This window comes from Aeribacillus sp. FSL K6-1121 (assembly GCF_038003725.1).
Taxonomy (GTDB): domain Bacteria; phylum Bacillota; class Bacilli; order Bacillales; family Aeribacillaceae; genus Aeribacillus; species Aeribacillus composti.
Window position 1 is genome coordinate 1,265,921 of the sequence record NZ_JBBOPS010000001.1, and the last position, 14,041, is coordinate 1,279,961.

Here is a 14,041-nt window from a genome sequence, read left to right on the forward strand (position 1 = left end):
AGGTGCCTTAAAACTTTCAAACATAAATGTCCCATATACTTGATGATAAAAGCTGGATGGAACCGACACTTATGGAGCCGACCGTATCCTCATGATAGCCGTTTTGCATTGTAATAAACTTTTGTTTCTCTGGCTTATAGATATTTTTCCAATATTGAAACGCCATCTTAAGTGCAATTTCCATCGCTTCAGCTCCGCTATCTGAATAAAAAACACGCGTCAGCTTTTCAGGACTTATTTGAATGAGCTTTTCCGCAAGCTCTGTTGCTGGAACATTTGTCATGCCTAAAAAATGTGGAGTGGGCAATTTTTTCGAGCTTTTTTTAATTGCTTCGTCCAGTTCTTTTTTTACGATGACCATGTACGTTAAGTCAAACGGAAGAAAAGCCGTCATATATTCTTTTCCTTCAATATCTTTAACTTTCATTCCTTAGCCGCTTTCAATTATTAAAGGATGATCATCATCTGTGTAAAAGGCAGTCATAGATATTTTTTACTTTTTTCGATTAATTGTTGTTTCATTCTCTACCTCCCAATGAATAAAGACTGGCTGTTTTTCTAAATAGTGAATATAGGCATTCAGATCTTTCCTGCAATCAACAAAAAAGATGCGGCAGCCGCGTTCATCTCCATATTCTTTTAGGTTTGTAATCCGTTGATACCCCAGCTTTTTACTTGCAACATAGCCAGTAGTATATTCAGGATCGTCTGACCAACATAGTTCAGCGATGGTAGCCGGATGCGCACACACCTTTGTGGCAATCACAAGTGCTTCCCTGATTCTTGTACTCTTGGGCACATGAAAGTAGTCTGCCCAATGTTCAAAATTCGTCTTCATCCAATCGATTCTTGAAACACGCACTCCCTTTTCCTGCCTATTATCAATACGTTTTCCTGAATGAACATCAATTAATATAGCGCCTCTCATTCCTGAATATTTCGTCCATTCTGTAAATGCTTTTTCAATAACCCGTCTTTCGATACCGACTTTCTCCAAAAGCAGCCTAGACAACTTTCGCCCTTTCTCTACTGTATCTGCCTCATTTGTGTCAATATGTAATGGTTGAATTCGTTTAATCGGTTCGTGAATAGATTCAAATTGAATTTGCATAAAATCCGGAGTACCTCTTGAGTGATGAAGTCCCTTTTCTAATAAAGCATTTACTGAATTTTTTAAATCACTATAGGTTGAAAGCAGTTCTCCACCAGATATATGTTTTCCGCCATGTTCATGAGGTCCATTCTTGGCAGCTCTCATTCTGACACTATAATACCTTTCCTCTTTCATTCGTTGGCCTCCAGCCTCCGTCATTTATTTTATGTCAAAGAAATTCCTTCAAAATTCATTAAACTAATTAAAAAGCTATTTCTAATTTTTCAACCTACAATCTTTTGTTTTATGTTAACTTTTAAAATAAAATGGTTAACAATTAAATGATAAAATTGTTATCTATTAATGTCAATTGGTTAACTAAAATACGCACTCAAAATGGCAGCCAGTCTCGGGTGAAAGGAGCTTTTATTGAAGATAAGCGGTTAAGCTGAGTAGGAATGCTTTGCAAAATGTTTTTATCTTAAAAAATGCCGTCTAAAAGGATATGATTATTCCTCGCTTTTCTCATTCATTATCAGTTCAATGCCGATTTGAAAAAAATAATGTGGTCTTCGTTGAAATCGCTGGAGCATGTTAATAAAAATGAAGAAATTTGAGCCCATCTTATAGCTAAGATGATTTTACAAGCGTTGAAGGAATTAGCGGAGCAACTAAAAAATCATACGGGAAACAAGGCAGCGCTTTGAACAAATCGATTAACGTTTTAAATCAAACAAGTTGATCAACAGTTTGAACTAACAAAGCAGCAATTGACCGAAATAAATGAGCGGTTGGACCAAGTCGAAAAAAAGATTACCCAGATGGACAAACAACTCAATGATATAGCATCCGGTCTTTCTCTAAAAAATGACAAACCAACTGTTGCACAAACAACGGGTATTGTTGGCATTCAATTGAACAATTCAAGGATTCGTTCGTTATTCTATCAATCTAAATTATATGAACAGGAAAAAGCGGACTTTTAAAAAATCGATTCCAATTCAACTCGTAGTTAAAAAGAATCTAGTTCAGCAAATTGTTCTTCTGAAATGACCTGAAACCCGTTTCTCTTTAGTAAAGCAGCTGTTACCCCACTTCCAACCATTTTCTTTCCAGTAAATTCGCCGTTATAAATCATTGAACTGCCGCAGGACGGACTATTCTCTTTGAGAACTACTAATGTTGCTTTTATTTCTTTTGCTTTTTTTAAAGCCGCATAAGCGCCCTTTATGTAAAGCTCTGTCACATCGTTGCCTGACCGATCCACTACTTTCGCCTTTCCATCCAGTACATCCTCCCCATTTCCACCGATGATCTCTGCAGGTTCTCTAGGAGTCGAAAATCCGCCTAATATTTCAGGACAAACCATTTCGGCTTTCTTCTCCTGAACTAATTTCCATATTTTATTATGTAAACAATGCGTCCCATTATACCTCACTTCTAACCCCGCTAAACAGGAGCTTACTAATATCATCAAATCACCTCTTTTGCAATTAATTTTCTTATGTTATACCTATTACAATTATAAATTGCTATATCGGAACAAATTTTTTGGCTAACGGCTTCACTAATGAAAATGACCCAATTATGATATCTTCTTCAGTTCTATTATATACCAAATGATGTTGTTTCGATATGTAACTTCAATATACGTATCTAATTTTGGAATTGCTATTACTAATTACTAACATACTAACTATAGAAAACTTTCGTAAATTTTTACCGCTTTTCTCTTTTTTCCGATAGTTTGCACATAGTTTCAAATGTCGAGACATACAGCCCAGTTAAAATTTATGTGTAAATTTTTACACCCTGCTAAACGAACCTAGATCTCAGGCAAATAAAACTGCTTCCTTTTTGCACAAAGCTAAGGCTTTATTAGTCATTCTGACCTCTTTTAATAATCTCCCGTTTCTTCCTCCACAATGTTTAGATTAATAATTTTCTGATCAAAAATTTGAAATAGAGTTCAATATTAAGGGCTCTCTTGTTTAACAATCTAGAACATAATTCGTAATGAGTCAGGTATCGATTTAATTATTTTGAACAAAACTTGTCAGTTTGACGCATTCTTGAATTTTTCAAAGCGCTGATCGAAATTTCCTAAAATATCCGAAACATAAACAATATAAGCAAACGGTGCCTTCTTCTGCTGTTAGCATTGACGTTTGAAGCAGCTTCTTTGTTTTGGAATAATCCGACAAAAAATGTTGTTAAATGAAAAATCAAATAATTTTACACTATGCTAAAATAATCGGAATTTTCAAACCCTTAATCTTAAAACTATAATGAAAGCGCAATCAAATTTAACAAATAAGGGAGGAAATATAATGCAAAAAATCGGAAAACAACGAAACGGAAAAGTAAAGCTTCCGAAAGGAAAAAGAGTAGCAGTAAACATTGGGTGTGACTTTGATGCACAATCCATCTGGATCGGTTCTTTTAACCTCACTTCTCCTGCCTACATGTCACGTGGTGAGTTCGGCGCTGAAGTTGGTGCCCCAAGATTGTTAAAACTGTTTGACAAATACGGCATCAAAACAACTTGGTTTATTCCAGGTCATACTGTGGATACATTCACTGACATTTGCAAAGAGGTAGCGGCTCGTGGCCATGAAATTGGCCATCACGGGTATGTTCATGAAAATCCTACCACAATGAGCTATGAAGAAGAAGACAAAATCATGCAAATGGGGTTGGAATCCCTCGCCAAAATCGGCGTGAAACCGCGTGGCTACAGATCTCCTTATTGGGATTTTAGTCCAAATACATTGAGTATTTTAGAAAAATATGGGTTTAAATACGATAGCAGTTTGATGGGAAATGATCTTCATCCTTACTGGCCGAGACCGGTAGAAGTAAACGCTGATAAAGCGAACGTTTTCTTGAAAGAAAGCACCATATTGGAAATCCCTGTTTCTTGGTACCTCGATGATTTTCCACAAGTAGAATATATAACAGGTATACAAGAAGGGCAAAGACCTGCCCAAGATATTTTTGAGCGTTGGGCATCCATTTTCGATTATGCATGTGATCAAGAAGAAGGGGCTTGTTTCGTGTTGACGACACACCCGCAAACAATCGGACGAGCACATATGATCCAAATGTTAGAAAAATTGATTCAATATATGGAATCCCGCGGTGCATGGTTTGCGACTCTCGGTGAAATCTATGACAACTTCTACGAAGAATAATATACTTCGCTCATAAAAGATACATTCCGTACACACTTACATCCTCCGTAAAATAAATCAATTTAGCTTACGGAGGATCATTTACAAAATTAATTCTTGGAGGAAAAAAATGAGAAAAGTAACCATATCCGCTTGCCAGTTTCGTGTAGAACGAACAAAAAGTTTTGATGATTTTAAAAATCAAGTTGTTGAATTGATCGAGCAAGTTCCACAGCAATCCGACTATGTGATCTTTCCCGAACTATTTACCGTCGGTTTGCTGACCAGCTTTCCAGACAGCGAAAAATTAACAGCAAGAGATCTTATTTTGATTGACAAATACACTGATGATTATAAACAACTCTTTATCGAGTTGGCGGTAGAAAAAAAGCAGGTAATCATTGGTGGATCACACTTGGAGCGAAGAGACGACAAGTATTACAACATTGCCTATATTTTTAAACCAGACGGTACCTATATTGAACACAAAAAAACTCATATTTTTCCTTCGGAAAGCGACTGGAAAACCTCAGAAGGCGATGAATTAGCAGTTTTCGAGATTGGCCCTGCCAAAATTGCACTTGCTGTTTGTTATGAGGCTGAAATTCCGGAAATTTCAAGAATCTACAGCATTAATGGTGCAGAAATTATCTTCTGTCCTTCCTATACATTTACGGAGCATGGTTTTTGGCGTGTTCGTCATTGTGCACAAGCTCGATGCATCGAGAATCAAGTGTATTTCGTGCACTGTCCAACTGTTGGTGAGCCGGGTACACCTTTACCGAATGGATTTGGAAGAGCGTCGATCTTGAGCCCTTGCGATTCGGCTTGGTCTCCAAACGGTATCGTTTCTGAAGGAGAAACCAACAAAAATATGGTCGTGACAGGAACTGTAGATATAGATGAATTGTATGTAAATAGAAAAACCGGTGCTGCTACTACGTTCGTTGACCGTACCCGAAGAGAAAATATTTACACTAAATATGAACCTTACAGATCATATAACCGAAAAAAATAACGAAAAAATGCGTACCTTTCGGGGTATGCATTTTTTCGTTATAGAACGAATGCAGTATATTAATATTTTTTAAAATTCTCAATGTCCTTTCGAACGGTTAAATACGTTGTTACTTGATAGATGTATTGAAACAACCGAGTGTAAAAAATTGTTGCTTGCACTTGATACACAATCTTTGTTACGATATCATTTCCTTTAATTTTGTATCAGGACAAAGTCACCCCATTCAAGATATATAATCTTCCAGTTCACTTGAAGAAGGAATTTCTCGAATAATCCATAGAGGAATAAGTGCTAACGGTAATAAAATGATACCAGAAAACGAAATGGCTGTGTAATAGTCGTTTGCTTCAATAATATGAGGTGCCAAATAACTGATGACAGCCCAGCCGAGCCAGCAAGAAGCGGAACCGATCGATGAACCAGTGCCCCTGGCTCTTGTAGGGAAAGCTTCTGTAAAAATTCTTGGAATGGTTCCCCATATGCCCGCGCCAAAAAAGTTCCATAACAAATAGGCAGGCAAAAAAGCATTGAATGTTTGAGCAAAAAATGTCATCCAAATGGTCAGTGGTATGGAAATGACAATAAATAACAGATTGGCATACCTGATGCCAATAATCCCGCTGAGCCATCCGCAACAAACAAAACCTAACATGCTAACTAAACTTCCCGCCCCTACAGTCCATATTGCTTCATTCCAATTTAATTCAAACGCATAATTCATCCAATAGGGAGCAAACCAGATTAACAAACCATATGCAATCACAACAAGATTCATATATACCCAGATTAATAGGGTATTTTTAAGTAGCTCCCCTTTCATTAGCTGCAAATACGTAAATTTTAGAACCTCTTCTTTATTTATTTTAAATCTGTTTTGGCTCACAATTTCCTTTGTTTCGGCAGTATATGATTTAATACTTTGTCTAAATTTAACCAATTCCTTGAATCTAACAGGTTCTTTGATATACAAACGGACGACTATAACTAGAAATGCAGGAATAGATGCGAGATAAAAAGCACTTCTCCACCCCCATTCTGGTACAACGTATATTGACAAAAGGGTAGAAATTGCTGTCCCGGCAGGCCAACCCGCTGCCATAATCCCGACGATCCACCCCCGATGCTTGGCAGAAACTGATTCAATTAAAATAGTGGCGCCCACCGCATATTCTGCAAAAGCACTTCCGGTTGCAAGAATTCTGAAAATAGTCAGTGATTCAAAATTCCAAGATAAACCAGTCAAAAAGGTGCCAATCGACACCAAAAATAAAATCCATTGAAAAACTACTTTTCTTCCGAAGTAATCCATCAAAGGACCTACCACAATATTGAACACAATAGCGACAATGAATCCTGCCGCAACAATAATGCCAAATTCAGTTAAAGAAAAGTCAAACTCCTCCATTAAATGTGGAGCCACGAAGAAAAATATGGAGGTATCCATCGCGGAAATTGTCCATCCGATAAATGCTATTAATGTTACAAACATGCTATAACCTTGAATATCATTCTTCACTTATAATACCTCCGTACTATTTCCATCTTATGTGTTCAATTCTCTGAATTGAATCGGTGTTAAAGACACCTCTTTTTTAAATACTTTGATAAAGTATTTTACATCGTTAAAGCCGACTGCCTTACTGATCTCATATAAGTTCAGTTTAGTTTGAATTAAAAGCTTCTTTGCCTCCTCAATTCTTTTTTTGGCAATGTAGGAGGTGAAATTGATTCCGGTCTCTTTTTTAAACAACCAACTGAGATACGATGGCGAAAGTTCCAAATACTCTGCTACCATATCTAGGGACAGTGAAGAATTGTGATAGTTTTGCTCAATAAATATTTTTACTTGAAGGGAATAATCTTTGGAATATTTGTCCCACTTGTATAGAATATAGTCGATCAGTGGATCAAAAAATATTGCTTTCCACCTATACAAGTCATCCCATTGAGAAATCGACTTGAATTCCTGTAACCATGCTTTATTCTGATCGAGCCTATTATCAATGTTGAAATATTTGGATATCTCTATATAAAGCTGAAACAGGATAAACCAATGTGCTTCCAAAGTTTGATTGTTGTCCAAAATTTCGTTCAAATGCTGAGTAAACACTCTTTTCTCTCCCTGTTTCAATGCCAAGAGCAATTTACTTTCATCCTCAATGTTTAAAAAAACATGATTTGACACATTCTTTTCGTCTTCTCGATAATATTTTAGATTCTGAATAGCTTCTTTATATGCATGTTCAACGGAAAGATCCTCGCCTTCATGTATTTGACTCACGCCACAAGGATAACGCTTCTGCAATTGTTTTATGTTTGTTTTTATAATGTTTATTAACGCCTCTGAGGAATCTTCATAGACTACGTAGATATGTTGGGAACCCATACGTAAAAGAAAATTCCTGCCAATGTTTTTCAGTTCCTCATTCGAAATAGGGACTAAGGAAAAAATAAACAAATAATATTTGCAAGGAAACACTACATCAGCATCCATATGTTTTTCTCTATTAGAGATTCGCTCATAAATATAATTTTTCAACTGGATTATACTAATGTTTTCTCGCTCCTGCCTTTCTCTTTCAATCTGATTCTTGATGTTTTCAATGGTTGTTTTCAGCTCTTCCGGATCGATCGGCTTTAATATATAATTGGAAACGCCGTATTTGATCGCTCTTTTGGCATAATCGAAATCGTTGTAACCGGAAATAATAATAATTTTGGGATACGATGTCATTTCCTTGTTCAATTGTTCCAGCATGGACAAACCATCCATGACAGGCATTCTGATGTCCGTGATAATGATATCAGGTTTATATAGTTTGATGAGATCCAAAGCGATTTTCCCATTTCTTGCGTTTCCAACTATTTGAATATTGTATTGCTGCCATGGCAGCATCTTCTCTATTCCTTTGCTAATCCAAGGCTCATCTTCCACAGTCAACATGCGCAGCATATCAACCACTCTCCTCTTCCTGCTGTTTACGATTATGAATTGGTATCGTGATAACCGCGCATAGTCCATGCGGTGAAATATTGTGATACTGAAGGCCGTATTCTTCCCCATAAGCAATTTTCAAACGATTGTTTACATTGAAAATTCCGATTCGGTTACTTTCTTTATTGGTTGGAGGGTGTTTATTATCCAAAGTAAACGTTTTCAGTTCCTCGTTTAGCTTTTGCAACTTTTCTTCCGGAATACCTGGTCCATTATCGGAAATGCTGATGACAATGTGCTTGTTTTCATTGATTTTGCCTTCAATTCGAATCATTCCTTTATCAGTTAAATTTTTGAACCCATGGATGAAACAGTTTTCAACGATCGGTTGGAGAACAAATTTGATGATTTTGTATTCTAGAATTTGTGGATCGATTTGTCGTTCACATTCTATAAAACCGTCAAATCGTATTAATTGAACATTTAGATAATTGTCCATGTGATCCAACTCGTCTTTGATTAATACTTCTTCAGTATCCTGCATCATATTGTACCGGAACATTTTCGATAACGACCTAGAAATTTGGGCAATTAGCGGAACATTATGAATAATGGCCAACGAATTAATTGTTTCCAATGCATTATGAAGAAAATGCGGATTGATTTGTGACTGCAATGCCTTGAATTTTGCTTGATTCGTTAATGAGATTAATTGATACTGAATCCTCGCTTGTTCCTTTAATTTTAACATGATTTTATGAAAGCTTATTTCAATTTCCCATATTTCATCTCTGATCATTACATCTCGATCAAACGAGTGATTAAAATCCCCATTTTCTATCGCCTTGATTTCTTTTCTGAGAGAACGAATGGGGGAAGTCACATGAAATGAAATGAGTATAATTGAAAATATGCTGACCACAATGCTGCTGATAATGATATAAACCATTAATTTTTTGTTATTTTCATTTTTTTCTAATATTTTAGATGCTTCAGTTACGCTAATTACAGAGAGATTCGTCTCCGGATCATGGTTATAAATCACGAGCATATTTCGGCCACTTTCTTTGAACGTAAAATTCCCACTGACTTTGCCGTTGACAGATTCTTTGTTTTTCACTGTTTCAAGCAAACTATTATCATTTTTCCACGAGTTTGCAGAATAGACAATTTTCCCGTGGTCCGTGATTATCAGATCGGCAGGCACATTGAAGTCAACGCCTTGAAGGAATTCCTGCAACAATCCTGATTCGATAATAGAAAACCCATGACTAGTGGATTCAACATTTTTTTTGAAAAGTGCTAAAGAGCGATTCAGCTGCTTAATTATTTTCGTCTGAGACTCAACAGTATTGTTGTAAAATTTTGTTGTCCAAATTTGATAAATTAATAGATCACATATAACGAGGGGAAAAATGGTGAGAATGAAATAAAGTACGATATATTTATATTTGATACTGAAGTACACGGAGCGCCCCCCTTTAAAGAATATCAAATTTCTCTTTTTATGAATGTTTTTCATTTCCGTATTCATGGGAAGTGAATCGATATAGATTTTGAATCTTAAGATATCTTTTTCCCAGCCCGTTGCTTCGTATACCAGTGTTACTTTTAACTTTAAACATTTGGTCCATGAGCAATCAACAGGGAATATAAGAAATGTTGCTACATCCATCAAATAAGATATACAGTAAAAAAGCTATTAAACTTTCATTAAAAAAAAGATAAGAACCACCATTAGAAAAAAATATATTTTCGTTTAATTTTACAATTGATATATCAAAATTCAATGAATTTTCGGTTTTAATTTATCGGTTGTCATATTCGTACCTTTATAAGATTACAACAAACAAGCTGCGTTACAGACTGCTTATTTACTAATAAATGCTAGCACCCCACTCATATGTATACAATTTATTATCATAATACTTAAACCATTAAGTCCATTTTCAAATTGAGGCTTTTGATCGTCCTTTTGGTAATATTTTTGATGAAAAATGTAGAGATCGCTTGTTGTTAAAGAGGAATGTAAGGAGAATGTAAAAACTAAAATAGAGTTTTTACATTGAAATTGAAAGAGAGCCGTGTAATATATTACAGGCTCACTATTTTCTGACAACAGCTGACACAAAATCAATTACTACTGTTTTTAAAATGTTTTTTGCGGATGTTCCATTTATTCATTTTTCGGTATAATGTGCTACGAGTTACACCAAGTATTTTCGCAGCTTCCGTCATATTTTTTGTTTCTTGGAGAACTTGCTCGATCATTTGTTTTTCCAAAGACTTTAGATTGCCAACTACATGAGATTGTTTTATTGTACTGGAGCTTTGGAAGTCTTCAGGCAAGTGCATAGGACAGATTTTCGTCTCATGAATTGCTAAAAGAAATGCCCTTTCCATCACGTTTTTCAGTTCACGAATGTTTCCTGGCCAATAATAGGACTGAAGCATTTGCAATGCGGAATCGCATAACTCTAGTGGTCCTTTTCCATAATACTGATGAAACTGGTGCAAAAATTGTGCAGATAAATAAGGGATATCTTCTAATCGGTGTCTAAGCGGAGGAATCTGAATAGTAAATACATTTAATCGATAATACAGGTCAGAACGGAAAGAACCTTGGTAAGCAATCTCCTCTTTTAGATTGCGGTTTGTTGCAGCAATGACCCTTACATTAACTGGACGTTCTTTATAGTCACCTATGCGAACGACTTTTCGCTCCTCCAACACTCTAAGAAGGCTTACTTGCAATTCTAATGGCATCTCTCCAATTTCATCAAGAAACAATGTGCCCCCGTTGGCAGCTTCAAACTTCCCAACGCTTCCACCCTTTTTTGAACCAGTAAATGCTCCTTCCACATATCCAAATAACTCACTGGCAATCAGTTCTCTTGGAATAGCACCGGCATTCAAAGCAATAAACGGTCCATTTCGGCGAGGGCTTTGCTCATGAATCGTTCTTGCCAAAACTTCTTTACCAGTTCCTGTTTCCCCAAATATCAATACATTGGCGTCAAATTGTGAGGAGATCGAAGCAATGCGGAGCTCTTTTTGAAAGGCCGGATTGTAAGTTGCTATTTTTCCAAAATGGTATTTTTCATTTGACTGCTGAATAGCTTGTCCTGATCTTTTCTTTATAAAAATCAAAAAAGCGTTGTACGGCTTTCTCATTTTCCTTTTCATTACTTCATAACCAATATCCAATAGGTTCGCTTCATCGAAAAGATCACCGGATTTAGCTTTCGTTATTTCAAAAGCATGGGGATTTACGTATAGTATCTTATCATTTTGGTCAACAGCGATAATTCCATCAGATACCTCTTTCCCTATTTCTTCGACTAAACCTTTCCATATATCTTCTTCATCTACAGAATCAAAAAGCGTATTTGTTAAAAGCGGTCTAGCAAAAATTTGTTTTTCCGAGCTCCAAACTATCTCAAACTGTCCATTTTCCTTTGCTTTTCCAATCCTCATTTCTCTTGACAAATGATGATTAGATTCTATTTTAATTTTTCCACTCGGTGATGAAAACTCTTTCTCATATAAATATTTTGTGATTTTTTTTCTTTCTGTAGATTGTAAATGACATATCGCGTCTAATACTATTTGAACCCCTATGTAAGTACTGCACATAACCGAGGAAATAACAGTATCCAACCCATATTTTTCTTTCATGCCTTTTACAAGTAAATCGTTTTCAGGAATATCTAATGACTGGAAATAACTAAAACAACTGTAATGACCAGCTGCATATTTTGGCCCCATTGCTTGTATCTCCAGCTCTGTTGTAATTGGGCTGATAATAGGCATTTCCTCAGGATTGAATCCTAATTCATAATACATTTTATAAAAAGGTAATATACTTTCCCCGACAAGCGTAGACAATATTGCATTGGAAGAAGAATGTTTAATCTCTTCCAAATAAGTCGAGAACTCTTTATGCCCTAATGGAACATATTTTTCCCCAATCACTTTCCCGTCCAATTCATATAACATCTCTCTAATTTGTTGATTCGTATATCTAGGGTAAACATAATCGTTTCCAATTAGGTAAACTTTTTTGCCAAATTGTTCAATCGTAAATTTAAGCAGTGAAGTGATTTGTTGATTGGGAATTTCTCCAACATAGAAAACATTTGGATGAATCTCCTGTCCTTCATAAAGCGCCGGATATATTAAAAGGCAATCGTATTGTTCAAGAACAGGTAAAATAGCTTTCCGACATGCGGACGTATAGCATCCTACAAAAACTTTTATCCCTGAACGCGCCATATCTAATGCTTGTCTATAGCTTTCAATTGGATCGGAACGAATGTCTCTTGCTTCAAAGGTAAAGGTAATATTTGATTTACTGTTGTCTATTTGGAATTTTTCAAGAGCATACACAGCTGCTCGATATTGGCCAATTTCTGTCAAGGAAGTGATGCCCGTTAATGAAAATAAAAAGCCGATGCAAATATTCATATAAATCCCTCTTTTGTATCAATTTGCGACAATGTATAAAAATTAAACATGCCTATTTCACTTTAATCTTATTATAAAATTCATAATATTTCAAATATTTAATCAACAATAATGTCGCAAAAGTGAAATCCTCCCTTTCCCTCCTATTCTAAAAATAAAGCATTTATAAATTTGGCATATTACTTGCAGTAAATATAAGCGAGAAAGCTGGAAACAAAACAATAGGCTACGTTTCCAGCTTTACATTCAATTATAGAAAGGAGTAATGAAAAATGAGACATGGGGATATCTCAAGCAGCCATGACACAGTTGGTATAGCAGTGGTCAATTACAAAATGCCTCGTCTTCACACAAAGAATGAGGTATTAGATAACTGTCGCAAAATAGCAGACATGATTGTAGGAATCAAAAAGGGACTTCCTGGTATGGACTTAATCGTTTTTCCAGAGTACAGCACTCATGGAATTATGTATGATGAGCAAGAAATGTACGATACTGCCTCTTCCATTCCTGGAGAAGAGACTGCAATATTTGCCCAAGCATGTCGTGCTGCTAACACTTGGGGGGTATTTTCTTTAACAGGTGAAAGACATGAAGATCATCCCAATAAAGCTCCTTATAACACCTTGATTTTAATGAACAATAAAGGAGAAATTGTACAAAAATATCGAAAAATTATTCCTTGGTGTCCAATTGAAGCGTGGTATCCAGGAGACACAACATATGTAGTAGAAGGACCAAAAGGAATAAAAATAAGCTTAATTGTCTGCGACGATGGGAACTATCCGGAAATTTGGCGTGATTGCGCCATGAAAGGCGCTGAACTTATTGTGAGATGCCAAGGCTATATGTATCCTTCAAAAGAACAGCAAATCATTATGGCAAAGGCTATGGCATGGGCAAATAATACGTATGTAGCTGTTGCGAATGCATCTGGATTCGACGGCGTCTATTCTTACTTTGGCCATTCAGCTATTGTTGGTTTTGATGGCCGTACATTAGGGGAATGCGGAACAGAAGAAAACGGAATCCAATACGCGGAACTGTCGATTTCGCAAATCCGTGATTTCCGCAAAAATTCGCAATCACAAAACCACTTATTTAAACTGCTTCACCGTGGGTATACCGGTTTAATTCAATCGGGAGATGACAGCCGCGGTTTAGCAGAGTGTCCATTTGATTTTTACCGCACCTGGGTGCTTGATGCAGAGAAGGCTCGTGAAAATGTAGAAAAGATTACACGCTCTACAGTGGGAACTGTGGAATGTCCGATAGAAGGAATCCCTCATGAAGAAATTGAGAAAACAACTGGAAAATGATCTTGATAAGAAGAAGAGGTCAGGTTCTAGGAC

General features: G+C 36.3%; 11 protein-coding genes. 4 read left to right on the forward strand and 7 right to left on the reverse strand.

From position 1 onward, the window contains the following. Nucleotides 1–16 precede the first annotated feature (16 nt). Together NSQ61_RS06320 and bioW are read right to left on the reverse strand one after the other, a co-directional pair. The gene (locus NSQ61_RS06320; protein WP_340806363.1) at nucleotides 17–427 is read right to left on the reverse strand and encodes an aminotransferase class III-fold pyridoxal phosphate-dependent enzyme; all 411 of its coding nucleotides are present in this window, start codon (nucleotides 425–427) and stop codon (nucleotides 17–19) included. A 66-nt stretch (nucleotides 428–493) separates the two neighbouring features. Beyond that, nucleotides 494–1,288 (reverse strand): 6-carboxyhexanoate--CoA ligase, encoded by a 795-nt coding sequence (gene bioW / locus NSQ61_RS06325; protein ID WP_340806365.1) that lies wholly within the window; start codon nucleotides 1,286–1,288, stop codon nucleotides 494–496. A gap of 626 nt (nucleotides 1,289–1,914) precedes the next feature. Between bioW and NSQ61_RS06330 the strand changes: the two genes are divergently transcribed. Further along, a complete protein-coding gene (locus tag NSQ61_RS06330) occupies nucleotides 1,915–2,079 on the forward strand; it encodes a hypothetical protein (protein ID WP_158640189.1) in 165 nt (54 codons plus the stop codon). Between the two features lie 26 nt (nucleotides 2,080–2,105). Here NSQ61_RS06330 and NSQ61_RS06335 read toward each other — a convergent pair whose 3' ends face one another. After that, complete coding sequence (locus NSQ61_RS06335) at nucleotides 2,106–2,567, reverse strand: DUF523 domain-containing protein (protein ID WP_094245804.1); 462 nt, start codon at nucleotides 2,565–2,567, stop codon at nucleotides 2,106–2,108. An 856-nt stretch (nucleotides 2,568–3,423) separates the two neighbouring features. Between NSQ61_RS06335 and NSQ61_RS06340 the strand changes: the two genes are divergently transcribed. Continuing rightward, nucleotides 3,424–4,287, forward strand: a complete 864-nt coding sequence (locus tag NSQ61_RS06340; protein WP_130156613.1) for a polysaccharide deacetylase family protein — start codon at nucleotides 3,424–3,426, stop codon at nucleotides 4,285–4,287. Between the two features lie 109 nt (nucleotides 4,288–4,396). Next, the gene (locus NSQ61_RS06345; RefSeq protein WP_130156611.1) at nucleotides 4,397–5,284 is read left to right on the forward strand and encodes a carbon-nitrogen hydrolase family protein; all 888 of its coding nucleotides are present in this window, start codon (nucleotides 4,397–4,399) and stop codon (nucleotides 5,282–5,284) included. A gap of 226 nt (nucleotides 5,285–5,510) precedes the next feature. Here the strand turns inward: NSQ61_RS06345 and NSQ61_RS06350 are convergent, their stop codons facing one another. From NSQ61_RS06350 to NSQ61_RS06365, 4 genes are all read right to left on the reverse strand, one after another. Continuing rightward, nucleotides 5,511–6,803 (reverse strand): MFS transporter, encoded by a 1,293-nt coding sequence (locus tag NSQ61_RS06350; RefSeq protein WP_130156609.1) that lies wholly within the window; start codon nucleotides 6,801–6,803, stop codon nucleotides 5,511–5,513. Between the two features lie 27 nt (nucleotides 6,804–6,830). Continuing rightward, nucleotides 6,831–8,240: a response regulator transcription factor gene (locus NSQ61_RS06355; protein ID WP_144598014.1), complete on the reverse strand. Its 1,410-nt coding sequence runs from the start codon at nucleotides 8,238–8,240 to the stop codon at nucleotides 6,831–6,833. A gap of 1 nt (nucleotide 8,241) precedes the next feature. Then, nucleotides 8,242–9,690, reverse strand: coding sequence for a sensor histidine kinase (locus NSQ61_RS06360; protein WP_327856801.1), 1,449 nt, complete (start codon nucleotides 9,688–9,690; stop codon nucleotides 8,242–8,244). A gap of 665 nt (nucleotides 9,691–10,355) precedes the next feature. After that, nucleotides 10,356–12,689 carry a transporter substrate-binding protein gene (locus tag NSQ61_RS06365; RefSeq protein WP_340806369.1) on the reverse strand — a complete coding sequence of 778 codons (2,334 nt, stop codon included), beginning with the start codon at nucleotides 12,687–12,689 and terminating at the stop codon, nucleotides 10,356–10,358. Nucleotides 12,690–12,961: 272 nt separating this feature from the next. Between NSQ61_RS06365 and NSQ61_RS06370 the strand changes: the two genes are divergently transcribed. Continuing rightward, nucleotides 12,962–14,008 carry an aliphatic amidase gene (locus tag NSQ61_RS06370; RefSeq protein ID WP_063389505.1) on the forward strand — a complete coding sequence of 349 codons (1,047 nt, stop codon included), beginning with the start codon at nucleotides 12,962–12,964 and terminating at the stop codon, nucleotides 14,006–14,008. Nucleotides 14,009–14,041: the final 33 nt, after the last annotated feature.